Raw genomic sequence first — 23,218 nt, 5'->3', positions numbered from 1 at the left:
ACGACGTTCACAGCGCCGCGGCAGCATCGAGCCAAAAAGTGGCCGACGTCCACGGTGGAACCTGCGGTTCGCGATTCAGCACAGCTTCAGCTTCCGGACTATCTTCGACAGTCAGCGGAGCCTACTGGCACATGCGAACCATGGCAGAACTATTGCACGAGTCACACATTTTTAATTCTTGTGGCCTATACGACGTTTTCATGTGATGCGCTGCATTGCAAGATAAGAAGCGTTGAAAAAGCTTTTAAAAATCGGTTAAGTGCGACAAATTACCTGGGAAAAGGTGTATTTGGGTAGAGGAGGAGTAATTTTTGCAAGATACATAATTCGAACATGCGTGCTAATGTTGTGGTGTGGTGGAAAAGCTGATCCGGGGTGCGTGGCAGAATCGTCATTGAACAAATATCTGGTGGCGAAGTCGCCGGGTGATTAGACGGTGATGACTGAGCAAGCAGTGGGGAGGAAGTAATGGACCAAGTTGCTAAGTCAGCGGTGCCGTTGCTGCTGCACGCGGTCTGGAAAGATGATTCGGGTCTTCACCTATGGGTGGAGCGGCCAGAGGGGCACCGGATTATTGCGGACGTGGATTTGCTGGAAGTCCCGGCGCATCAGCGTCGGCTTTTTGCAGTGCTGGACCAGGGGAGTCGAGCGCAACTGACGCTAAAACTGCGCACACCGAAGGGGCGGGCAGTAGAGAAAGCGGTACCCACATGGGTGTTCCCGCCATGGGCTGCGGTGACGGCACTGGTGCAATTGCAGGAGGAAGTTTCCTCGGCGGCGATGGCACCGGATCTTCGGTTCTTTGTGGATGTTGTACAGGGATTGGATGCTTTCGCACGCTCTGGGCGGGCATTGGTGGCGCTGACGTGGGAAGACAATGAGTGGTGGCCGACGTGGCGGATGTCGGAGGGGCTGAGTGAGATTGCTTGGCAGAGTCAGGTCATTTCTCGTACACCACCGGTATTGATTGATAACGGAGGCGCCACGGTGGCTGAGGATTTCATCAATCGGATGTTTCATTGGGTCACCAACGCGCTTCTGGCCGATCTGGATGAACCGGCAGAACAGCGGCAGAGTTTCGTGCGGTCGTTGTTGCAGTCTCAGTCCCTGGGGCGTGCGACGCCGGGGGTGGCGCAGTCACTGGCAAAGTGGAGGCTGTCGGCCGATGGTGAGGATGTTCGTCTGCAGCTAATGGTGCAGGAACCTGTTGGTTTTGAAGGCCAGCTGGAAGACTTGCCGGATGTGGATCTTCCGCAGCTGTTGGAGTTGCGGAATCGAGCGGATGAAGAAGGCGGCTCAGTAACTCGCTTCAATCCTCGTTCAGCTGCGGTGGAACATGAGACTCTATGGCCATTGCGGATGTACTACCGCATCGGCGTCGCAGCTCCGGAGCGCCTGAATCCAGAAATGTGTCGCCGGTCCGTGCTGTCGCTGCTTCGCCCGCAGCTATTGGCGGCACAGGAGGCATTCCCAACGCTCAAATATGCGAAAGCAGCGGGACACCCGGGCTTGGATCTGCTGCTGACCTCAGAGCAGCTGATAGAGCTTATGACTGATGGCATCTCGCAGCTGGCAAAGGTTGATATCGATGTGATGCTGCCGCCGAACTGGAAGTCAGTGGAGACCACCCTGCAGTTGCACACTGAAGTCGTCCAGTTAGATCCGACGGGGCCTGCTGGGCGCCGTTCGGAACCGAAACTCGGATTTGACCAACTGGTTGATTACGAGTGGAAGCTGGCCGTGGGGGATGCCGTACTGACGGAAGCGGAAATGCGTGAGCTCGCTGCATCGAGTACGGGGCTAGTGCATCTGCGAGACCATTGGGTGCACGCGAACCCAGAGGTAGCTAGGGAAGCCCTGAAGTTTTTGGTGGAGCAGACCAAGGCCGGGGAGGAAACCGGTAAGGGGCAAGCCACCCTGAAAGAGCTGGTCTTCGACGGTGGCTTAGAGTCGCAAGCTCCAGCAGCAGTGCCAGTCGCCCCCAGGGACCCCTCTTGGCTCAAGGCGTTGGTGTCGAAGTACTCAGACGGTTCCACGGCCCTCGCAGAGTCGGTCGAGGTGCCACCGAGTTTTGTCGGTGAGCTGCGGGAGTATCAACAGCGCGGTGTGGAGTGGCTGGCGGATATGTCCAACCGCGGCTTTGGTGTCATTCTCGCGGATGACATGGGGCTCGGTAAGACTGTGCAAATTCTGGCGCTGTTGGAGTATGAGCGCTGCCGTCGGAAAGCAGATGCTACGGCTCAAGGGCACAAGACTTCGCTGCTGGTGGTTCCGACAGGTGTGTTGCGCAACTGGGCAGCAGAAGCGGCAAAGTTCACTCCAGAGCTTAAGGTTGGGCTGCTGCATGGTTCAAACCGCCCTCATGGTGGGGAACTACAAGAATTTATCGGAAAACACGATGTTGTTGTGACGACCTATGGTGTTGCTACCCGCGATGTGAACGAACTCGCCCAAGTGCAGTGGGATCATGTGATTGCTGACGAAGCACAGGCAATTAAGAACCCCAACGCCCAGGTATCCAGAGCGCTGCGGAGCCTGGGCTCGCGGCACAACATCGCCATGACTGGTACTCCGGTGGAAAACGACTTGGGCGAGCTGCGCACCATCATGGATTTCTGTAATCCAGGCATGCTGGGGTCGGCGAATGCATTTCGCAACAAGTTTGCGATTCCCATCGAGCGTGATGGGAATGCGGAAATGCTACTGCAATTGCAGTCGATTACAGCACCTTTTATTCTGCGCCGACTCAAGTCGGATCCAGCTATTGCGCCGGACCTGCCCAAGAAGAATGAGCAGGTGGAGATGGTTCCTCTCACGACGGAGCAGGCTTTCTTGTATCAGGAAGCTGTGAAGGACATCGAGGACAAGCTCAAGCGCTCGAAGCGGAATCGCTCTGGCAACTTCGGGCGAAAGAGCATCATCCTCGGCGGCATCATGAAGTTGAAGCAGATTTGCAACCACCCAGCGCACTACCAGCACGACGGCTCAGGGCTGCTTAATCATGGGCAGCATCGCTCGGGCAAGGTTGCACGGCTGGAAGAGCTCGTCGATGAGATTGTCCAAAACGGTGAACGCGCGCTTGTGTTCACGCAGTTCGTGGAGTTCGGCAAGATGCTCGCCCCTCATTTCAGCAAGCGCCTGGGCGTGGACATTCCGTTTATCCAAGGGGCAATGACTCCGGCACAGCGCGAGAAAGTAGTGGCAGAGTTTAATGCCCCGGACGGCCCACCAATCATTTTGCTGTCTACTCTCGCGGCAGGTGTTGGCATCAACCTGGTTGCCGCCAACCACGTCATTCACATTGACAGGTGGTGGAATCCAGCAGTTGAAAACCAGGCCACGGACCGCTCTTACCGCATCGGTCAGCGTAAAGACGTACACGTGCACAAGCTGGTCAGTGTGGGAACGCTTGAAGAGCGTATCGACGAGCTGATTTTCGAGAAGGCAGAATTGGCGGATGCGGTTGTGCGCGCTGGTGAAACCAAGCTGACGGAGATGGACTTTCACCGTTTGCGGTCTCTGTGGCAATTGGACAAGGACAAGATTCAGTCACTGCGTGAATCGATGGACGCAGCGGAGTCAAAGTCCGGTGGGACGGTGACCGATGGGGTGAACCCGGAGGGCACGGCATCGGACTCCACAATCTCGGATGACGATTCGATTCCCAACAATGTGACCCCGTTTAGGGTCCAGAAGAGGTGGTACTGATGGCCGGTGACGGAGACGTGACATGGGGCGACAATGTCATCTTTGCCGAGTTTGGCAAGGGGCCCTCTGGAAAGCGTGGTCGTAAAAGGACTACGGCGCGAAGCGCGCCAGCAACCAGCTCGACGATTGAAAAGCTCCTGGCCACCCAGGACTGGGCTGGTGCATTTACCGGACAGCAGCGACGTGGAACCGCAGCGCGCGTGGCGGTCGAGCCACGTACTACTTTTGCCCGGTGGGTGTGGGAGTTCATCATCCGTGGCGCTGATTCGGGTCGTGTTCACAGAGGTGAGAAGTACAGGTTCGACGGCAATGTGCTGGGGCTTCGAATCGCGGATGGCTACATCATCGGTGAAGTGCAGGGCAGCCAGCCGGAACCATTTTCAGTCTTTATTCGGTTCCCACGGCGGGAGCAGAAACAAACTGACGACGTACTGCGGTGGTTGGTGAACAATCCGTCGGCCTTCACAGAGTTTGAGCACGGCGAGTTGCCGTATGAGCAGATGGAAATGCTGTTGTGCGATGGCGAAGAGCACATTTACAGCGAATGCACCTGCCCGGACCCGGCACCTGTGTGTAAGCACACCGTTGCAGTTGCCGCTCAACTTGTCGCTGATATCGACCGCGATCCGCTGTCGCTACTACAGCTGCGCGATTATCCGCAGCGCGAATTGCAACGCCGGCTTCAGGAACTAACACAGCTGCGAAACCGGACTGCGCCGAAGCGCCTCGGGCTTGGTGGCGCGGTTCGGGAGAATCCCAATAAAACCGCCCAGAAGTCGAATGACGCTGGTGGAAAAGATAGCGGTGACAACGAGCAGAAGAAGGTTGCCGAACTTTTCGCTGTCGAAGCCGACTACTGGGGCAATGATTTGGAACGAGTCAGTGTTCCTTCGCTCGAGGTTATTGACCCACTAACAGTTACCGACCGCAGTTTGCTGCATGAAGCATTGCAGCCAACCTGCGTAATTTCGAGAGAGACCATTCGTGCAGTCGCTGATTTGGAAGATTGTTGGCAACATCTGCAGGAATCGCTGAGCCTGGGACAAAAGGAGCGCTAGTCATGAAATTCATTCACACCTCAGATTGGCAACTGGGAATGACTCGGTGGTTCCTAGAGCTCGACGGCGGTGAAGCCCAAGCTAGGTTCCACGAAAGTCGACTCAACGCCATCGATCGCATCGGCGAGTTGGCGATTAGCGAAGGCGCTGAGTTCATTGTCGTCGCTGGAGACGTGTTCGATTCCAACACATTGCCGGACAAGGTGTTTTTGCGGGCTCTTGAGCGAATCGCCAAGCTACCCGTGCCGGTGTATTTCCTACCCGGCAACCATGATGCGCTTGATGCTTCTTCCATTTATCGACGTAGTGCTTTCGAATCTTTGGAAGACCGAGGAGTTTACGTAATTCGCGACAGCGCGCCCATTGCAATCCGTGACGGGGTGGAACTCATCGGTGTGCCAGTGCGCGGCAAGTATTCGGCAGACGACATCGTGGCGGAAATAGCCACGGAGCTTGAGCCCGCCGATGGAATCCGAGTGATGGTCGCACACGGCCAAGTAGAAGGCTTTGGTGCTGATGCAGGAGCCACCATTGATCTGACCAGCTTGGAACAAGCTATTGACCGCGGGGCGTTGCACTATGTTGCGCTGGGGGATTCCCACTCCACGAGCCAACTCGATCATGCTGGCAGAGTTTATTTCTCCGGCGCACACGAAACCACAGCGTACGACGACAAAGAACGGGATTCCGGCAATGCACTCGTCGTCGACATTGTAGAGAGCGGCCCCGAAAAGGACTCAGTTACCGTGGCCTCCCACCGAGTGGGGCAGTGGGCTTTTCATGCCATCGACATGGATATCACTGGTGCGGAAGACCTCGATGAGTTCTTTGCTGAACTGGACGGTATCGAGGCGAAGACAGACACAGCGGTGAAGTATTCATTGCGAGGAACCGTGACACTGTCGGAGTCGACTACCTTTGAAAATCGACTTGAGCAGTATCAACAGCTTTTCGCTGCACTTTATCGCCGGGAAAGTGGCTCCGATTTGACGGTGGTTCCGTCCGAGGGGGATATCTCTAATCTCAATCTCACCGGTTATCCGCTCATAGCTGCAGAAAAACTAACGGTCTTGAGCAAAGGGCGAACCGAGAGCGGCAGCCCCCTATCAGAATCTGAAACCACCGCAGCAGCCGATGCGCTTCGCTTGCTGGCGCGCCTGGCCGGAGAGAAGGAATAAATCATGCGTTTTCACGACATCGAATTACACAATGTACGTGCGATTGATTCACTCTCAATCACAGGGCTCGCCGAGCGTGGCGTGGTAGTGATTTCCGGTGAAAACGAGTCAGGTAAGACGACAATTGCCAAAGCTATTCACGTTGCGCTGACGACAAAATGGAAGTCCAGGTCAAGCGAAGCGCTTAGTCTGAACAGTCACTCCAGCCAGGAAAAGCCGCAGGTTAAGCTCCGGCTGGAGCTTGACGGCTACGAATTTACGCTGGACAAGGTCTTTGGTAGCACCAAGGACACCGGCACAATCGTCACCGTCCACTCTCCGACAGCCGAGGTTCTTAAAGATGACCAGGCGGAAGAGTGGCTGGCCGCCCGAATGCACAATGCGGACACCAAGAACCTGTGGCAGGTTTTCGTTGCTGAACAGGGACAAGCGCAAAAGACACTCTCCTTGGGCGGGTATGCGCAGGTCACAAGCGCACTGCAGTCGGCATCGGGGCAGCGCGCGGAAACCGCAGAAGAGGTAGGTCTGTTTGAAGCCGTTGAAGCTGAATACGGCAACTATTTCCAAAAAAATGGCAAAGAGCGCAAGCAGCTTACCGACGTAGACAAGGAGCTGGCGGAAGCCCAGCGGGTGCGCGACGAAGCGGCGAAAAAGGTCCGGGAATTCGAAGCGCTCAATGAGGAAGCTGCTCGTAATGAAGAAAGCCAACACACGCAGCGGGCATCGTTGCCAGAAGCCAAAAACGAAGTCGAGCATTGGGCGCAGGCACTCGAAGAACTCGAAAAGTTCAGGGTTGCCGTGTCCCAGGCACAGGAGGTCTCTGCAGCGGCGAAGCAGAAGCTGGACTTAGCTAAACAGGCTCAGCAAGAGCGCGAAACCTTCATTCAGCAGGCACAAGATGCCAGGGATCAGCATTCCGCCACAGAGAAGAAAGTTGCTGAACTTAAGGAAGCGTTCGATAAGGAGGTCGCAGCTTTAAAGAAGGCGCAGGAAAATCGCGATGCGGTTGTGACCGCGTACCGCGAAGCTCGAAAAGCAGAAGAGCTGGCTGCAGCTGAAGTCGCATTGGGGGAGAAGCGCAGCTTGGTCGAAGCTCTGTCGAAGCGAGTGGAGAAGCTCGATGAGCTCCGTGCACAATTGGCAGAGCACAAGGAGGTAATTGCACGAAATTCCGTTACCGAGGAGGTACTGGAAAAACTGTTGACCTGCGAACGCGAAGTTGCAACAGCCACCGCTGTGCTGGAGGCGTCGAGCCCGAGTGTGCAGCTCTCGGCTAGTAGTGCGCAGGAGGTCACGGTCGACGGCGAGAAAGTGGGGCTAGCGCCGGAGGCTGAGTCAGTTCAACGTGCGGTTACTAAGCCGTTGGCCATCGAAGTTGGCGACGTCACGGTTGCTGTTCAGCCCGGAGACGGCTCAGATTCGCAGCAGCGCAAGCTAGAAAAAGCAGAGATATCGCTCAAGGAACAGCTTGAGGCGGCAGGCGCTGATTCCGTCGCGGAAGCACAAGAGGCACACACACGACGTCGTGAAGCGGAAAAAGCAAGATTCCAGGTGGAGACATCCATAACTGCGGTGTCCGACGGTGTGGAGTATCACCAGCTCACCGCAGAGTTGGACGATGCGAAGGAAGAAGCACGAGTACAGGGCGAGCGGTATCGGGCACTTGCGGGCGAGGATGCGCCGACGGAGATTGACTTGGTAGCGGCGAAGGCTCGGTTGGAAGAAGCTGCAGCGGGGCGTAGGGATGCCGAGTCGAAGCGTGACAATGCCGATATGCGCTTGTCGAAGCTGGAAAAGCGTCCTGCACACGCCAACTATACGAAGGCCAGCAGCGAGCTTGAAGGGGCTCGGTCCGTCCTGAAGGTCCGCGAAGATTCGCTCACGACGGCGCGAGAAAAAGCCTCGGATGCCGAGATCTTTGCTGCGGTGGAAAACCGAGGCAAGGACTATGAGGCGGCAGAAGAGCAGCTGGCTACGGCTCTGAAAGAGCTGGCGCAGCGGGATGCCGACGACGTGGAAGCATCGCTCGCGGGCGCTAAGCAGCGACGGGATGCAGTTGAGAATCGCCTGGCTGAGCTGGAAAAGCGCCGGCAAGAGATTCGGGTGCACTTGGACTATTTCGACAGCGCGAATGAGAAGCTGGCAGCTGCTGAGGGGGTAGTGGAGCGAACACAGCGAGATCGGGACTCGATGCGTCGCCGTGCAGCCGCCGCCAAGACTCTTATGGAGGTAATGACACAGGCACGTGCGGCATCGCGGAATGCGCTGGCTGACCCCTTGCTCCGCAAGCTCGAAGAGTACGGCGGCGGTGTGTTCGGTGCGGGAACCCAGTTCACGATGAATGAGGACTTGCAGATTGAGTCACGGTCTAATGCCGATGGCAAGTTCGATGTCGATGAACTATCTGGTGGAGCGCAGGAGCAGCTGGACATTCTGCTGCGCTTGGCCGTTGCCGGTGTCCTGGAGGGCGGCCAAGGCGCTCCGGTGATTATTGATGATGCGTTAGGTTATTCAGACGAACACCGTTTGCGGCGGATGAATAATGCTCTTGCCAAAGCGGGGCGCGATATGCAGGTATTAGTCCTGACGTGCGATGAAGCCCGTTTTGATCGCGTGACAGGAGCGGAATTTATGAAAATTCAGGATTTGGTTTCAAGATAGTAGGCTCTGTACATATGCAAGATGTTCCGTGGTTAAGTGATGAAGAGCAGCGGTTATGGCGCTCAATTCTGAACGCTAAACGGGCCGTTGACAGGTCAATCGACCTTCAGCTGCAAGATTCTCTCGATATTTCCACTGCAGATTTTTCGGTTCTGGTTGTTCTCTCCGAGGCTGAAGACAATGTTGTGCGCATGCGCACCCTGTGTGAGTCCCTGGAATGGGACCGCAGCCGAATGTCGCACCAAATTACTCGCATGGAGCGACGTGGACTAGTAACTAAGGAACGCTGCGCCTGCGATAACCGTGGTATCGATGTCACGCTTACTGAACACGGTCGAACCGTGATTGAGAAGGCGGCGCCGAACCATGTGAAGCTTGTACGTCATGTCTTGTTTGACGTGCTCGGTGAAAATATCGACTATCAGGGGATTTCCGCTGTGCTCGATAAGATTGCAGCGACCGCCAATGCTGCGGTCACCGATTCCGTCGACGGAAAAGCAGAGTAGTCAAAAGTTTTTCTGTGAGTGTTTTCTCATTTGTCTCCGCTTCGAGGCTCTCACCATTAGCCTAGAGCAGTATGAACTCATTTGAATGGCTGAGTGATGATGAACAGCTCTTTTGGCAGTCGATGGTAGCTGCTTTTCGCGAGGTAGAGCGCAATATTGAGCGGAGCCTACGCACTCGCACCGGGCTGACGTTCGCTGACTTTACCCTGCTCATCGCTTTGCATGAGGTGGAGGATGGGATTCTGCATGTTGACAATATTTGTGATCGACTGAAGTGGAACCACCCCCGCGCGCTGCTGCATACCAACAGATTGGAAAAGCGCGGATTTATTCACACCGAAGATCACGGCGAAGACCCGGACTCGGATTATGTCGTCGTCCTAACAGGTGTTGGTCGACACGTGTTTGCCGAAGCGGCGCCGGATTACGTAGACACCGTTCGCCAGGAAGTTATTTCACCACTTGCTAATGAAGACCGCGAAGTGATGCTGAGGTGCTTCCAGTCGGTTCTCGAAAGGAAGTAAGACTTCCACGCCCTGCTAGTAAAACAACCACTAGCAGGGCGCTTTTTTCTCTACGTTTCAAGCTGTAAGGTAAGGCGTGCCTAAAGCAAAGGGGTGACTGTTCACTTCTCTTTGTGCACCCTAAGTACCAAAAATTACGCAGAAATAAACAAGGCAGAAACTGAAACGCATGAGAGTCAATATTTTCGCCAAGGCTAAAACCGCGCCAAAGACCAAAACTCTGGCCGCAATCGGGTGTGCAGCGCTGAGCTTCGTCGCTACAGCATGCGGTGCGGACGCAGAGTCGAACGAGGCTGCCGACAACAAAGGAGAACTCACTGTCACTGATGTCGCAGGTCGCACTGTGACCTTCGACAAGCAGCCAGAACGAGTCGTGCTCGGTGAAGGTCGCGCCATGTTTGTCACCGCGATGCTTGACCAAGAAAACCCGGGTGACCATGTTGTCGCCATGGGCAGCGATCTGCATTCGGGCGCACCATCGTTTGAAGCCAAGCTTTTCGAGACGAATCCAGAGCTGAAGGACATGCCGACCATCGGCAATATTGCCAAGGGCGATGTCACAGTTGAAAACCTCATCTCCCACGACCCAGATGTGGTCGTCATGACCCTTGACCACAAGAAGGCCGCGGAGGAGTCCGGCTTCCTCACCAAGCTCGATCAGGCAGGTCTGAAGTACGTATTCACCGACTTCCGTCAGAAGCCCCTGGAAAACACCGCCAAGTCCGTCGAGCTCCTCGGCCAGATCGTCGACGAGCAGGACAATGCCAAGAAGTTCACCGACTTCTACACTAAGCGCGTCAACGAGATCACCGAACGCGCCGCCAAGCTCGAAGACAAGCCAAAGACCCTTGTCTGGCGAGCAGCTGGTCTCAAGGATTGCTGCTCGACCGTCAACAAGTCCAACCTCGGTGACCTCGTCACAGCAGCCGGCGGTGAAAACCTCGGAGACAGCCTCATCAACACCGAATCGGGCGACGTGACCGCAGAGAAGGTCCTGTCCGTCCAGCCGGAGAAGATCATCGCCACCGGTGGTTCTTGGGCGCTCGATCCGAAGAAGCCGGAAGTGCTGCCACACGTCGAACTCGGCTACACCGCCACCCCAGAGACCGCACAGCGCACTCTGGAAGGCCTGCTGAAGACTCCGGGTTTTGACACCCTGACCGCGCCGAAGAAGGGTGATCTGTACGCCGCCTTCCACCAGTTCTACGACTCGCCGTACAACGTCTTCGCGCTCGAGCAATTCGCCAAGTGGATTCACCCAGAGGAGTTCGCTGACCTCGACCCGGTCGCTGACTTCGCCAAGTTCCACAAGGACTACCTGCCCTTCGAACTCAGCGGCACCTTCTTCACCGCGCTGGAGCCGACCAAGTAACCCATCTTCCACCATCGAAGAAGGAATCCGATGACTTACACCAATCTGCACGCTCCCGCGTCAGGGCTTGACGACGAACCCCGCGAGTCCACCTCCACCAACGGCAGTGGAGGTCAAGAGTCGCAGCCCGCCACCGAACAGCACGAGTGTCCGTCGTCAAGCACGACCTACGACTCTGCGCGACAGTACCGACGACGCTCCGCCCGGAAGATTGCCGTTATTGCGGTGCTGGTGGGGCTGGCCGTGTGCGCGTTTGTAGTAGCGACGATCGTGGGGCCGATGTCACTGAGTGTGGGGGATGTCGTCCGGGGCATCGTGAGCCCGAATGATGTTGACGAAACCACTCGTACGGTGCTGTGGAAGCTGCGCCTGCCTGCATCAGTGATGGCAGTGCTGATTGGTGCAGCGCTGTCGCTTGCCGGTGCACAGATGCAGACAATCCTCGACAACCCACTGGCGGAGCCGTTTACCCTCGGTATTTCGGCTGCAGCGGCGTTCGGTGGGGCGGCATCGATTGTGCTGGGCTGGGTGATCATTCCGCATGCGCAGTTCAACCTGGCGGCCGTGGCCTGGGTATCATCCGTCATCGCGGTGGCGATTGTGGCGGCGGCGTCGGTATGGCGCGGCTCGGGTAAGGAATCGATGATTCTGCTGGGTATTGGTCTGGTGTTTCTATTCCAAGCGCTGTTGTCGCTGTTGCAATACCGCGCGACTACCGAGGCGCTCCAGCAGATTGTGTTCTGGACGATGGGCTCGCTCCAGCGCGCGAACTGGGTGGCCAACGGCATTATTGCGGCGGCACTGCTGATCGCCATTCCGTTCACCATTCGCTATGCGTGGGCGCTGACGGTGCTGCGACTTGGCGATGCCCGCGCAAAAGCCGTGGGCATCAATGTGGATAGGCTGCGCATTGCGACGCTGATTGTAGCCTCGCTGCTGGCGGCAACCGCAGTGGCCTTTGCCGGCATCATCGGCTTCATCGGACTGGTCGGCCCACACATTGCGCGCATGCTGGTCGGTGAAGAACAGCGCTTCTTTGCCCCGGCATCGATGGCAGCAGGTGCGGCGCTGCTTGCGGCAGCTCATGCGGTATCCATCACGGTGGTGCCGGGTGTGGCAGTGCCGATTGGCATCATTACCGCAATCGTCGGTGTCCCATTCTTTGTCGGCTTGGTTTTCCTGCGTAAGAGGACGGTGTGGAACTAATGGGCGTATTTCTCGATGTCAACGAAGTAGCTGCAGGCTATGGTAAGCGGAAGGTGCTGCGCGGGGCGTCGATGCGCACGCTGAAGCCGGGTACGGTGACGGGTTTGCTCGGGCCAAACGCTGCGGGTAAGTCCACACTGATGACCACCCTGGCGGGGATTCGAAAGCCAATGGCCGGGGAGATTGCACTGACCCGTGACAATGAGCGGGTCGTCGGCTCCGAACTGCGCGATGTCGTCGGCTACGTGCCCCAGGATTTGCCAGCAAGTGCCTCGCTGACCGCATTCGAATCGGTACTGGTCTCTGGCCGGCGCGCCGGGCGTCTGCGCGTGCGCGGCTCCGAGATTGAGCATACTGCGGCGGTTCTCCGGAAGGTTGGTATTGAGCACCTTGCCGACCGCTTCGTCGGCGAGCTCTCCGGCGGTCAGCGTCAGCTCGTCGCCGTCGCGCAGATGTTTGTCCGCGATCCCGAGGTCATGCTTCTCGACGAACCCACCTCCGCCCTCGACCTGCGCCACCAGGTGGAACTCCTACAGCTCGTCCGCGCGGAAGTCGCCTCACGGAGCTCCTTGGCGCTCGTGGCAATCCACGATCTCAATCTCGCAGCCCGCTACTGCGATGAGCTTGTCATGCTTCACGACGGCCACGTGGTTGCCCAGGGGAGTCCTGCTGACGTTCTCACACCGGATCTTTTGGCCCGCGTCTATGGAATTCGAGCCCGCGTGCTTAATGATGGAGGCGTTCCTGTGGTGTGTCCTATTGAGGAAGACCAGGTTTCTGAGGCCGCATAGTGCGGATTTGGCTGGGGTGCGGGGCATTTCGCTAATCGCCCCAGCCAAGTGGTAACATCTTTTCTCGTTGCACTTGTTGTGCTTGTGCCACACGCCCCCGTAGCTCAGTGGATAGAGCGCCGGTTTCCGGTACCGAAGGTCGGAGGTTCGACTCCTCTCGGGGGCACGTCTTATCCCTTAAGCGGTTAGGTTCGATTAGATTCGCCTGGTTGCTTGAGGGATTTTTGTTTCGGGTGTACCTGGCGGAAGCGGACCAATCCGAGTTACTGACTGCGTTTATGACAAAAATGACCCAAAAAATGGCCTGAAAGTGTCATAAACTCACACAGTTTCACATGTGCAGCCCGTCGGGGGATCCCGGTTAATTGACCGGGCGACGAACCGTACCGTCCGGATAGCGGGCAAAGCGCCCCTCTTCAAAGGGTGCAACCGGATCGTTGGAATCAAACCGCCATGCGCCGAACTCGCCACGCTGGTAGGCATCGAATGCCTCAACGAGCTCTTCGCGGCTATTCGCGACAAACGGGCCATGCTGATACACGGGAGCGCCAATTGGTCGGCCTTGGAGGATGAGCGCGAAGGCCCCCTCGTCACCTGCAGAAATGTCCAGTGCCTCGGTTGAGCGTAGCACTGCGCCCTCTTGCACCAGCGTTTCGCCCTCGACGGAGAGGCTGCCGCGTAGAGAGTAGAGAGTCCGAATTGTCTCGGCATAATTGGTTGGTGGCAACGTTAGCTGTGCGCCCGGCTGCAGGCGCAGCACCCACACGGCTACATCGGAATCTGGTGCAGCGGCCCAGGATTCCGGTGGCGGAGCAAGCGGCTGAGTATCGCCGAATGCGCCCGCGATGACCTTTACGTCGTAGCCGTGGCCATTGTCATCAGTGCCGGTGACATGCGGAGTGTCTTCTGCCCAGAACATCTGGAAGTGTGGCTTTGCCTCCTTGCCTTCGGGCGGCAGGTTCAGCCAAATCTGGAACATGTGGTGGGGATTGGGGCCATCGACATGCAAAAGCGGAAACATCTCTGCGTGCGCTGTACCTGCGCCGGTGGTCAGCCACTGCGTGTCGCCCTCGCCGTAACGAGCCTGTGCGCCCTCGGCGTCGGTGTGGTCAACAAAGCCTTCCTCGACGATCGAGATGGTTTCAAAGCCGCGGTGTGGGTGGGAGGGGAAGCCGGGGACGGTTGTGCCGTGGTACATGGACCAGCCGTCCTTGCCGGAAAAGTCCATGCCGATATTACGGCCGAGTAGAGAGGCATCGGGAGCCATAGTTTGGCCCTTGGCCTGTGGATATAGGTCATAGTGGTGGACGGCAAACAGGAATGGGTCCATACCTGGAAGCTGCGGATTATCGGCTACGGAGAATTTTTGAATGATTGCGCTCATGACAGGCTCCTTTGGCTAGCTAAATTCATCATCCACAACAAAATGTTGGCGTGTCAATCAAAAATGCTAGCCAAGGACCGACCCGACTGTCTCTATTCAGCAATAATCACAATCAGCGTGCGCGGCCCGTGGACACCTTCGACTCGGGCAAGCTCGATGTCCGAGGTCGCAGAAGGCCCCGAAATCATGGTGATCGGAGCGGTGGGATCACTCTCGCGTAGACGGGAAATTGCCTCCGGGATGCCGTAGACGACCGTGGAAGCAGGGACAACGCAGATGTGAATATCCGGCACCAAGGTCAGCGCGCGGCGGCCAGAAGTGGCCGAACCGTCCAGGAAAATGGTGCCGGTCTCGGCGCAGGTGACAGCAGAGCTGGTGACAATCGCATCGAGCTCGTCCAGCTCTTTGGCGGTGAAACCGGTGTCGATGCGAATCTCGGTGGTGGCCTTACCTCCACCAGACTCCAACCCCGCAACCCACTCGCGGTCTAGACCTTCGGGAATACCAATCAACGAGGCCCCGACATCAGCAATTGCCTTCTTCACAGCCTCATTGATGTCGGTTGCCGAGCTGCCACAGTGGCGCACGTCGGCCTTGTAATCGGCGATGCGTTCGTCGGCAAGCGAGATGATCTCTTTGGCCGTCAGGTCGGAGGAGCGCTCGTAGTCGCGGGGGATGTCGAAATGCGCGCCGGGCTCGCCAGGGATGATGCCCACGTCAGAGGCCAAGTCACGGCCTTCGAAGGCGATTTTCTGAGCATTGCGGATACGCTCGAGGATTTCGCTCTTGGCAATGTTTGCGGATGCTGAGGAGTGGGACATCGCTAGGCCTCCTTGCCGGATGTGTCGGACGAGTCAGATTGATCAGAACCCGATAGCCCATTAATCTTCGACGGAACCTGATTGGCCGATTCGCGGGTCAGCTGCGCCGAGAAATCCTTCGAACCCCACAGTGAGCGGAACGGCTTCTTCGGCGGAACCGGGGTATCACGCGCATCCGACCACCCGCTGAGGAAGAGCGGCAGGGCGTGAATCTCGCCGTCCTTCAAACCGAGTACGCGGGCGAGGGAGGCCATCTTTGCGCTCATATTCCAGAGCTTCTGATTGCCCATGATGAACCCGAGCGTGGCAAACAGCTTGCCCTCCACCGGCGGGCGGTGTTCCGTGACCTTACGGTGGCGCAGCTCCAGCAGTGCCGCAGGGATGTCAATTCGCACCGGGCAGACCTCAAAGCAAGCCCCGCACAGCGAAGACGCATAGGGCAGCGAAGCATTCGGATCATCGTAGGAATCCATGCCAGTGAGCTGCGGGGACAAAATCGCACCAATCGGGCCCGGGTAGACCGAACCGTAAGCGTGCCCGCCCACGTGCTCATAAACAGGGCAGATATTCAGGCATGCCGAGCAGCGAATGCACTTCAGCGCTTCACGCCCAATCGGATCTGCAAGAGTGGCCGAGCGCCCATTGTCCAGCAACACAATGTGGAAATTCTTCGGGCCGTCGCCGTCGGTCGTTCCCGTCCACAGAGAGGTGTAGGGATTCATACGCTCGCCTGTCGACGACCGTGGCAGTAGCTGCAAGAAGACTTCCAGATCCTGGAAGGTGGGAAGCAGCTTCTCAATACCCATCACCGAAATCAGTGTTTCCGGCAGCGTGAGACACATACGGCCGTTGCCCTCTGACTCGACGACGGCCACAGTACCGGTTTCGGCCACACCGAAGTTGGCGCCGGAAATCGCAACCTTGGCCTCCATAAACTGCTCGCGCAGGAACTTGCGGGATGCCTCGGCGAGATCGGCCGGATTGGCTTTCAGGTCCGGGTCGACTCCGGGGATTCCATTGAGGAAGATCTCGCGGATATCTTCGCGATTGCGGTGGATAGCAGGAACCAGGATGTGGCTCGGCATGTCGTCGGCAAGCTGAACGATGAGTTCCGCCAGGTCGGTTTCGCGGGCGGTGATGCCGGCGTCGGCAAGCGCTTCGTTCAAGCCGATTTCCTGTGTGGCCATCGACTTAATCTTGACGACCTTTTCTTCGCCGGTCTCTTTCACCAAGTCCGTGATGATGCGGTTTGCCTCGGCGGCATCGCGCGCCCAGTGGACGTGACCGCCGGCGTTCGTAACTGACTCTTCAAACTGCTCCAGCAGTTCCGGCAGACGCGCCATAACATCGCGCTTGATGTGGCTGCCCGCGAGCCGCAGCTGCTCCCAGTCATTCTTCTCGGCTACGACATGCGCGCGCTTCTGACGAATCGAACGCGTGGCATGACCGACATTTTCGCGCATGCGAGTGTTCTTGAGCTCCTCGTGCGCTGCGGCCGTGAACCCGCGCGTACCGCGCAGATGCCCGACGTTGTGCGGCGCGCGGGGAGGAAGGGCTGGCATGCCGACGTTAACTGCGACCATTACTGTTCACCTCGCAGGGAAGCTTCTTGGCGGTTGTGCACATCAAACGGGGTATCCTTGGTGGAGGCCAGAATCTCGGCCATATGGATGGCGTGCACGCCAGAGTCCTGGCGACGCAGCGCGCCACCGATATTGAGCAAGCAGGAAGCATCGCCAGCGGTGACGAACTCCGCTTCCGTAGCGCGGATATTGGCTGTCTTGTCGGCAACCATTGCAGCGGAAGTCTCCGCATTTTTCACCGCGAAGGTGCCGCCGAAACCGCAGCACTCCGCCGCGCCGGGCAGCTCGCGCAGATCGATTCCATCGACTGCACTGAGCAGCCGCCACGGACGGTCGCCCACCTTGAGTACCCGCAAGCTGTGGCAGGTGGAGTGGTAGGTCACTGAGTGGGGGAAGTAAGCACCGACGTCAGTCACACCAGCGACATCGGTGATGAACTCGGAGAGATCCAGCGTCTTGTTCGCGCAGGCCTGTGCCGCGTGGACTTGGGCACGGGTACCGTAGCGGCCCGCAATCATCGGATGCTGGTGGCGAACGGCGCCGGCGCAGGAACCGGACGGGGCGACAACGTAATCAATCGAGGAATCTGCAAAAGCATCAGCGTAGGTGTCCAGCTGAGGAAGGACTTCCTTCTGGTACCCGGTGTTGACGTGCATTTGGCCGCAGCAGGTTTGTTGTGGTGGAAAGACCACATCGCATCCTAGGCGCGTGAGAACTCTGGCGGTCGCACTCACTGCATCTGGAAACATCATGTCCCCGATGCAGGTCGCGAAAAGTGCTACTTTCACGGTCGCTCCAAAAAGGGTTGAGGGGTAAGGCAATAATTTCCTACCTGAATGCTACGCCTAGCCCCGGATTAAATCTGTTCTCAACCTGAATTCGGCTGGATCGTGAAAGGGGCGCAGGACAGCCGGAGGCGGTGGCCTGCAGATACCCCTCAAATCAATCTTTTGGTGGCTGATGTTTCCACGACTGCGATTGACCTAATAGGATAGGCAATCGTGAATCCTGCTGATCTTGCTGTACTAGTCCGAAAAGTCACCGTCGAGGTTTTGACTGCCCACGATGCCGATGTCTCTATCGTGCCGGAAAACCCGACCGTCGAGCGTCCGCGTAACCCTGAGCACGGCGACTACGCAACCAATATCGCCATGCAGCTGGGCAAGCGCGTCGGCATGGTGCCGCGTGACTTGGCAACTGAAATTGCCACAGCGCTCGGCGCTTCTGAGGGCATCGATGAAGCAACCATCGCAGGCCCGGGCTTTATTAACATCCGCCTGGCCTCCGATGCCCAGGGCAAGATCGTCGAGGACGTCCTGGCAGCGGGGGAGAAGTGGGGCCATGCCGACTTCAACTCCAACCTCGACGTGAACCTGGAGTTTGTCTCCGCAAATCCGACCGGGCCGATTCACCTGGGTGGTACTCGCTGGGCAGCAGTCGGTGACGCTCTCGGTCGTGTCCTGTCTGCCACCGGTGCCAAGGTCACCCGCGAGTACTACTTCAATGACCACGGTCGCCAGATTGACCGCTTCTCCGACTCCTTGGTTGCAGCCGCTCGCAACGAGCCGACTCCGGAAGATGGCTACGGCGGAGAGTACATCCAGGACATCGCCGCTGCTGTGCTGGAGAAGAACCCGCAGGCACTCGAGGGCTCTGAGGAAGAGGTCCAGGAGCACTTCCGCGCCATCGGCGTGGACATGATGTTCGAGCACATCAAGAAGTCTCTGCACGAGTTCGGCACCGATTTCGACGTTTACTTCCACGAAAACTCGCTGTTCGAGTCCGGTCAGGTGGAAGCAGCTGTCAATTCCCTGAAGGAAAACGGCAAGCTCTACGAAGCTGACGGCGCATGGTGGCTGAAGTCCACCGATTACGGTGACGACAAGGACCGCGTGGTCATCAAGTCCGACGGCGACGCAGCCTACATCGCAGGTGACATCGCCTACGTTAAGAACAAGTTCGACCGCGGCCACAACCTGTGCATCTACATGCTGGGTGCCGATCACCACGGCTACATCGCACGTCTGCGCGCGGCCGCTGCAGCGCTCGGCTACAACGCCGATGGCGTCGAGGTGCTCATCGGTCAGATGGTCAACTTGCTTCGCGACGGCAAGGCTGTCCGGATGTCCAAGCGTGCGGGCACAGTGGTCACCTTGGACGACCTGGTTGAGGCAATCGGCGTCGATGCTGCTCGCTACTCGCTAATCCGTTCCTCCGTGGACTCCAGCCTGGATATCGACCTGGGGCTGTGGGCTTCGCAGTCCAGCGACAACCCGGTCTACTACGTCCAGTACGGTCACGCTCGTCTGTGCTCAATCGGTCGCCGTGCCGAAGAGGCCGGTGTGACCAGCGAAGGCGCTGACTTCTCCCTGCTGGTAGAGGACCGCGAAGGTGAGCTCATCCGCACTATCGGTGAGTTCCCGGCCATCATCAAGTCTGCTGCTGACCTGCGGGAACCACACCGCATTGCCCGTTACGCTGAGCAGCTTGCCGGTGTCTTCCACCGCTTCTACGACACCTGCCAGATCCTGCCAAAGGCAGACGAAGAGGTATCCGAGCTGCACCGTGCTCGTCTCGGCCTGGCTGAGGCTACCCGCCAAACGCTGGCCAATGCTCTGCAGCTGCTCGGTGTTACCGCACCTGAGCGCATGTAGTCGAACGCGCCCGTAGTAAAACTACACCCCGTTGCTCCGCCCGGGTAACGGAGAAAGAGAGCTGTTTCGTGCCTATCGACGGCAATGGTTTCGAGCTGGGTGGCTACACCCGGCCCGATTCCACTCAATTTAATGAACTACCAGCGCATGTCTGGCCAACTACCGCCCGTCGTCGGGGTAATGACGAAGAGAATCCCGGCTCAGTGGAAATTGGCGGAGTGAGCCTGATCGACATTGCCAAAGAATTTGGCACTCCGGTTTTTGTCGTCGATGAGCAGGACTTCCGCTCCCGCTGCCGCTCGATGGCCAAGGCCTTCCGCGGCGCGGAGAATGTCCACTACGCGTCCAAGGCTTTTCTGTCGAAGACCATTGCCCGCTGGGTAATGGAGGAGGGGCTGCATCTCGATGTCGCCTCGGGCAACGAGATGGCTATCGCTCTTGCTGCGGGCTTCCCAGCCAAGGACATGACCTTCCACGGCAATAACAAGTCCACCGCAGAGCTGCGCGATGCTATCTCAGCTGGCGTCGGCAAAATTGTGCTTGACTCCCGTTCGGAGCTGCGTCGCCTGTCCCAGGTGGCGGCTGAAGCAGGCGTGGTGCAGGACGTGCTCGTCCGCGTGAAGCCCGGTGTGGAAGCACACACCCATGAGTTCATCGCTACCGCGCACGAGGATCAGAAGTTCGGCTTTTCCCTCGCGTCCGGTTCAGCGCTGGAAGCTGCCAACCTCGTAGAAGAGGACGACAATCTGCGCCTGATTGGTCTGCACTGTCACATCGGCTCCCAGATTGTCGATTCCGACGGTTTCATTCTCGCGGCCGAGCGCGTGTTCTCGCTGGTGGAAAAGCTCGTCGAACGCCACGGCACTGAAATCTCGAAACACTTCAACACCCTTGACCTCGGTGGCGGTTTCGGTATTGCATACACCGCAGGCGAGCAGCCCCTTGACGTTGCTCCGCTTGCCGACGAGATCCTCACTGCTGTGGACAAGCTTGCGCAGCGTATCGGCATTGAAACTCCGACAGTGGCTGTTGAACCGGGTCGTGCCATCGTTGGCCCGTCCATGGTCACGGTGTACGAAGTGGGCACTTTGAAGGATGTGACCATCGATGAAGGCATGACCCGTCGTTATGTATCGGTCGATGGTGGAATGAGCGACAATATTCGTCCGGCGCTTTACGGCTCGAACTATGATGGTCGCGTCGTTAATCGCGAAGTATCAGGTTCCAGGATTCCCACCCGTGTCGTCGGAAAGCACTGTGAATCGGGAGACATTCTGATTAATGACGCGAACTACCCGGACGACATTGTTGAGGGTGATCTGTTCGCGCTGGCTGCTACTGGGGCATACTGTTACGCAATGGCCAGCCGCTACAACATGCTGACGCGACCACCAGTAGTGTCGGTATGCGATGGTCAAGTGACCCAAATATTAAGACGAGAAACCGTACAAGACTTACTAAGCCTGGAGTGTGAAACGCCACGATGACTGCCGCAACGAATAATCCTGGAAAGGGCGAGGGCCACAAAGTTGGTGTCGCTATTTTAGGTCTTGGCACAGTCGGTACTGAGGTTTACCGCCTGCTCAACGAGAAGGCTGAGGACTTCGAGCGCCGCATCGGCGGCCCGGTCGAGGTCGTTGGTATTGCTGTGAGCGACAAGACCAAGCCGCGTCCGAATGTGGATCAGGATCTTCTTACCGACGATGCTTTTTCGCTGGTCCAGCGCGATGGCGTTGACCTGGTAGTCGAGGTCATCGGTGGCATTGATTACCCACGTCGCGTTGTGCTGGAGGCACTGCGTGCGGGCAAGTCGGTCGTGACGGCCAATAAGGCACTTGTCGCAGCTCACGGCGAGGAGCTCTCTGAGGCTGCCGATTCCTCAGGCGTCGACCTTTTCTTTGAGGCTGCTGTGGCTGCAGCTATTCCGGTCGTCGGGCCGCTGCGCCGTTCGCTGGCCGGTGACACTGTCAATACGGTCATGGGCATTGTCAACGGCACCACTAACTTCATCCTTGATGCGATGGACTCCACCGGTGCGGACTACGACGAGATGCTGGCAGAGGCCACCCGCCTGGGTTATGCCGAGGCCGACCCGACTGCAGACGTCGAGGGCCACGATGCCGCTTCCAAGGCAGCTATTCTGGCCAGCCTGGCATTCCACACCCGCGTGACTGCTGATGACGTTCACTGCGAGGGCATTACCGAGATCACCGCTGATGACATCGCAGCCGCCAAGAGCGCAGACTGCACCATTAAGCTGCTGGCTACCTGTGAGCGGGTCACGGACGAGAATGGCAAGGAGTCCATTTCCGCCCGCGTGTACCCAGCGCTGATTCCACGTCGTCACCCGCTGGCAACTGTGCGTGAGTCTTTCAACGCTGTATTCATTGAGGCCGAGGCCGCTGGTCGCCTGATGTTCTACGGCAACGGCGCCGGTGGTAACCCGACAGCCTCCGCAGTGCTCGGTGACCTTGTTGCCGCCGCTCGCAACATTGTCCACGGTGGTCGCGCACCGGGGGATTCCACCTACGCTAACCTGCCGATTCTCGACTTCGGTGACGTTCGCACCCGCTACCACATCGACCTGCACGTCGACGATCGAGTCGGAGTACTTGCCGATGTCGCTCGCACCTTCTCTGATCACAACATCTCCCTGCGCACCGTCCGCCAGGAAGAGGGCGCCAACGGTGCTCGCCTGGTCATCGTGACTCACAAGGCGCTGGAGAAGGATTTGGAAGCAACGGTCGACGAATTGCGCGCCAACGACGCGGTTCTGGCCGTCAACAACGTCATTCGTATCGAAGGAATGGATATCTAAATGGCACAGGAGCTTTTCCCGGGGCAGAAGGTCACTGTCACGGTTGCAGGTTCGTCAGCGAACTTGGGCCCGGGCTTCGACACCCTGGGGTTGGCCGTCGCGCTCTACGACATTGTCGAGGTCGAGGTCATCGAATCGGGTGTCGTCGTTGAGATTCACGGTGAGGGCGAAGTCGACCTGCCGCGCAACGAGTCTAATCTGGTAGTGCGCGCGATTCGTGCGGGCCTTCGCGCCGCAGGTGTCGAGGCACCGGGGCTGAAGGTTATTTGCCATAACACCATTCCGCAGTCGCGCGGCCTGGGCTCTTCCGCAGCAGCCGCCGTCGCTGGTGTCGCTGCAGCTAACGGTCTGGCCGGCTTCCCGCTTACCGACGACCAGGTAATCCAGGAATCCTCGGTCTTCGAGGGCCACCCGGATAACGCTGGCGCATCCGTCCGCGGCGGAGCAGTGGTCAGCTGGACTGACAAGCCTGTCGATGGTCGCACTGCACCTCAGTACCGAGCAGTGAGCATTCCGGTGCATAAATCCATTCAGGCGACTGCACTCGTACCGGCATTTCACGCCTCCACGAATGCGGTCCGTCAGGTGCTGCCGAGCGATGTTTCGCATGTCGACGCTCGTTTCAATGTCTCCCGTACTGCGGTTATGACCGCAGCGCTGCAGTCCCACCCGGAACTGCTGTGGGAGGGAACGCGAGATCGCCTGCACCAGCCGTACCGCTCCGACGTGCTGCCGGTGACCGCAGAGTGGGTCAACCGCCTGCGCAACCGTGGCTACGCGGCATTCCTCTCGGGCGCTGGCCCGACCTGTATGGTTCTGGGAACTACTGCAGTGGATGAGAAGATCTTGGACGATGCCCGCGAGGCTGGCATCAAGGTCATGGAGCTGGGAATCGGCGAGCCGGTTAAGGTCGTGGTCGACGGCTAAGCCGTTACTGCGGACAGCTGCCGAGCC

The 23,218-nt window shown here is 58.0% G+C and carries 17 protein-coding genes and 1 tRNA gene; 14 read left to right on the top strand and 4 right to left on the bottom strand.

Features of this window, described 5'->3' with window-relative positions; translation table 11 throughout:
* Window positions 1-468 precede the first annotated feature (468 nt).
* The 10 genes from QP977_RS01725 to QP977_RS01680 all read left to right on the top strand — a co-directional run bounded on the left by QP977_RS01725 (window position 469) and on the right by QP977_RS01680 (window position 13,170).
* Window positions 469-3,708, top strand: coding sequence for a DEAD/DEAH box helicase (locus tag QP977_RS01725; RefSeq protein WP_070862732.1), 3,240 nt, complete (start codon window positions 469-471; stop codon window positions 3,706-3,708).
* Entirely contained in the window at window positions 3,708-4,766 is a 1,059-nt protein-coding gene (locus QP977_RS01720) for a hypothetical protein (protein ID WP_070429342.1), read from the top strand. Before QP977_RS01725 ends, QP977_RS01720 begins: the two co-directional genes overlap by 1 nt.
* A 2-nt stretch (window positions 4,767-4,768) precedes the next feature.
* Complete coding sequence (locus tag QP977_RS01715; RefSeq protein WP_070652904.1) at window positions 4,769-5,944, top strand: metallophosphoesterase family protein; 1,176 nt, start codon at window positions 4,769-4,771, stop codon at window positions 5,942-5,944.
* Between the two features lie 3 nt (window positions 5,945-5,947).
* Window positions 5,948-8,605, top strand: a complete 2,658-nt coding sequence (locus QP977_RS01710) for an ATP-binding protein (RefSeq protein ID WP_284847077.1) — start codon at window positions 5,948-5,950, stop codon at window positions 8,603-8,605.
* Window positions 8,606-8,619: 14 nt separating this feature from the next.
* Window positions 8,620-9,111, top strand: coding sequence for a MarR family winged helix-turn-helix transcriptional regulator (locus QP977_RS01705; RefSeq protein ID WP_049172025.1), 492 nt, complete (start codon window positions 8,620-8,622; stop codon window positions 9,109-9,111).
* Between the two features lie 71 nt (window positions 9,112-9,182).
* Entirely contained in the window at window positions 9,183-9,635 is a 453-nt protein-coding gene (locus tag QP977_RS01700) for a MarR family winged helix-turn-helix transcriptional regulator (RefSeq protein WP_070429339.1), read from the top strand.
* Window positions 9,636-9,804: 169 nt separating this feature from the next.
* Window positions 9,805-11,007 (top strand): ABC transporter substrate-binding protein, encoded by a 1,203-nt coding sequence (locus QP977_RS01695; protein WP_284847076.1) that lies wholly within the window; start codon window positions 9,805-9,807, stop codon window positions 11,005-11,007.
* Window positions 11,008-11,037: 30 nt separating this feature from the next.
* The gene (locus QP977_RS01690) at window positions 11,038-12,213 is read left to right on the top strand and encodes a FecCD family ABC transporter permease (protein ID WP_101687636.1); all 1,176 of its coding nucleotides are present in this window, start codon (window positions 11,038-11,040) and stop codon (window positions 12,211-12,213) included.
* On the top strand, window positions 12,213-13,004 hold the full coding sequence (locus QP977_RS01685; RefSeq protein ID WP_069358831.1) for an ABC transporter ATP-binding protein: 792 nt from the start codon (window positions 12,213-12,215) through the stop codon (window positions 13,002-13,004). Before QP977_RS01690 ends, QP977_RS01685 begins: the two co-directional genes overlap by 1 nt.
* 93 nt (window positions 13,005-13,097) lie before the next feature.
* Window positions 13,098-13,170 (top strand) — tRNA-Arg (locus QP977_RS01680).
* Window positions 13,171-13,365: 195 nt separating this feature from the next.
* Here QP977_RS01680 and QP977_RS01675 read toward each other — a convergent pair.
* From QP977_RS01675 to QP977_RS01660, 4 genes are all read right to left on the bottom strand, one after another.
* Window positions 13,366-14,388 (bottom strand): pirin family protein, encoded by a 1,023-nt coding sequence (locus QP977_RS01675; protein WP_284847075.1) that lies wholly within the window; start codon window positions 14,386-14,388, stop codon window positions 13,366-13,368.
* Between the two features lie 92 nt (window positions 14,389-14,480).
* Window positions 14,481-15,209 carry a LutC/YkgG family protein gene (locus QP977_RS01670; RefSeq protein ID WP_083308470.1) on the bottom strand — a complete coding sequence of 243 codons (729 nt, stop codon included), beginning with the start codon at window positions 15,207-15,209 and terminating at the stop codon, window positions 14,481-14,483.
* 2 nt (window positions 15,210-15,211) lie between these two features.
* Window positions 15,212-16,792 carry a LutB/LldF family L-lactate oxidation iron-sulfur protein gene (locus tag QP977_RS01665; protein ID WP_070595720.1) on the bottom strand — a complete coding sequence of 527 codons (1,581 nt, stop codon included), beginning with the start codon at window positions 16,790-16,792 and terminating at the stop codon, window positions 15,212-15,214.
* On the bottom strand, window positions 16,792-17,580 hold the full coding sequence (locus QP977_RS01660; protein WP_070827398.1) for a (Fe-S)-binding protein: 789 nt from the start codon (window positions 17,578-17,580) through the stop codon (window positions 16,792-16,794). The genes QP977_RS01665 and QP977_RS01660 overlap by 1 nt, the downstream gene beginning before the upstream one ends.
* Window positions 17,581-17,793: 213 nt before the next feature.
* Here QP977_RS01660 and argS point away from each other — a divergent pair, with 213 nt between their 5' ends.
* From argS to thrB, 4 genes are all read left to right on the top strand, one after another.
* Window positions 17,794-19,446: an arginine--tRNA ligase gene (gene argS / locus QP977_RS01655; RefSeq protein WP_069358828.1), complete on the top strand. Its 1,653-nt coding sequence runs from the start codon at window positions 17,794-17,796 to the stop codon at window positions 19,444-19,446.
* Between the two features lie 68 nt (window positions 19,447-19,514).
* Window positions 19,515-20,933, top strand: a complete 1,419-nt coding sequence (lysA, locus tag QP977_RS01650) for a diaminopimelate decarboxylase (protein WP_049180808.1) — start codon at window positions 19,515-19,517, stop codon at window positions 20,931-20,933.
* Window positions 20,930-22,264 (top strand): homoserine dehydrogenase, encoded by a 1,335-nt coding sequence (locus QP977_RS01645; protein ID WP_038628451.1) that lies wholly within the window; start codon window positions 20,930-20,932, stop codon window positions 22,262-22,264. The genes lysA and QP977_RS01645 overlap by 4 nt, the downstream gene beginning before the upstream one ends.
* Window positions 22,265-23,191, top strand: a complete 927-nt coding sequence (thrB, locus tag QP977_RS01640) for a homoserine kinase (RefSeq protein WP_049180807.1) — start codon at window positions 22,265-22,267, stop codon at window positions 23,189-23,191.
* Window positions 23,192-23,218: the final 27 nt, after the last annotated feature.

The organism is Corynebacterium sp. MSK012 (assembly GCF_030232435.1).
Classification (GTDB): Bacteria; Actinomycetota; Actinomycetes; order Mycobacteriales; family Mycobacteriaceae; genus Corynebacterium; species Corynebacterium jeikeium_D.
Note: the sequence above shows the minus strand (reverse complement) of the source record. Positions and strands in the feature narration are given on the sequence as shown.

Excerpts from the sequence above, each read along its gene's own strand:
- QP977_RS01720 (WP_070429342.1), top strand. The coding sequence starts at position 3,708 with ATGGCCGGTGACGGAGACGTGACATGGGGCGACAATGTCATCTTTGCC.
- QP977_RS01705 (WP_049172025.1), top strand. The coding sequence starts at position 8,620 with ATGCAAGATGTTCCGTGGTTAAGTGATGAAGAGCAGCGGTTATGGCGC.
- QP977_RS01690 (WP_101687636.1), top strand. The coding sequence starts at position 11,038 with ATGACTTACACCAATCTGCACGCTCCCGCGTCAGGGCTTGACGACGAA.
- thrB (WP_049180807.1), top strand. The coding sequence starts at position 22,265 with ATGGCACAGGAGCTTTTCCCGGGGCAGAAGGTCACTGTCACGGTTGCA.
- QP977_RS01645 (WP_038628451.1), top strand. The coding sequence starts at position 20,930 with ATGACTGCCGCAACGAATAATCCTGGAAAGGGCGAGGGCCACAAAGTT.
- QP977_RS01700 (WP_070429339.1), top strand. The coding sequence starts at position 9,183 with ATGAACTCATTTGAATGGCTGAGTGATGATGAACAGCTCTTTTGGCAG.
- QP977_RS01715 (WP_070652904.1), top strand. The coding sequence starts at position 4,769 with ATGAAATTCATTCACACCTCAGATTGGCAACTGGGAATGACTCGGTGG.
- QP977_RS01675 (WP_284847075.1), bottom strand. The coding sequence starts at position 14,388 with ATGAGCGCAATCATTCAAAAATTCTCCGTAGCCGATAATCCGCAGCTT.
- QP977_RS01695 (WP_284847076.1), top strand. The coding sequence starts at position 9,805 with ATGAGAGTCAATATTTTCGCCAAGGCTAAAACCGCGCCAAAGACCAAA.
- QP977_RS01685 (WP_069358831.1), top strand. The coding sequence starts at position 12,213 with ATGGGCGTATTTCTCGATGTCAACGAAGTAGCTGCAGGCTATGGTAAG.
- QP977_RS01665 (WP_070595720.1), bottom strand. The coding sequence starts at position 16,792 with ATGGTCGCAGTTAACGTCGGCATGCCAGCCCTTCCTCCCCGCGCGCCG.
- QP977_RS01670 (WP_083308470.1), bottom strand. The coding sequence starts at position 15,209 with ATGTCCCACTCCTCAGCATCCGCAAACATTGCCAAGAGCGAAATCCTC.
- QP977_RS01725 (WP_070862732.1), top strand. The coding sequence starts at position 469 with ATGGACCAAGTTGCTAAGTCAGCGGTGCCGTTGCTGCTGCACGCGGTC.
- QP977_RS01710 (WP_284847077.1), top strand. The coding sequence starts at position 5,948 with ATGCGTTTTCACGACATCGAATTACACAATGTACGTGCGATTGATTCA.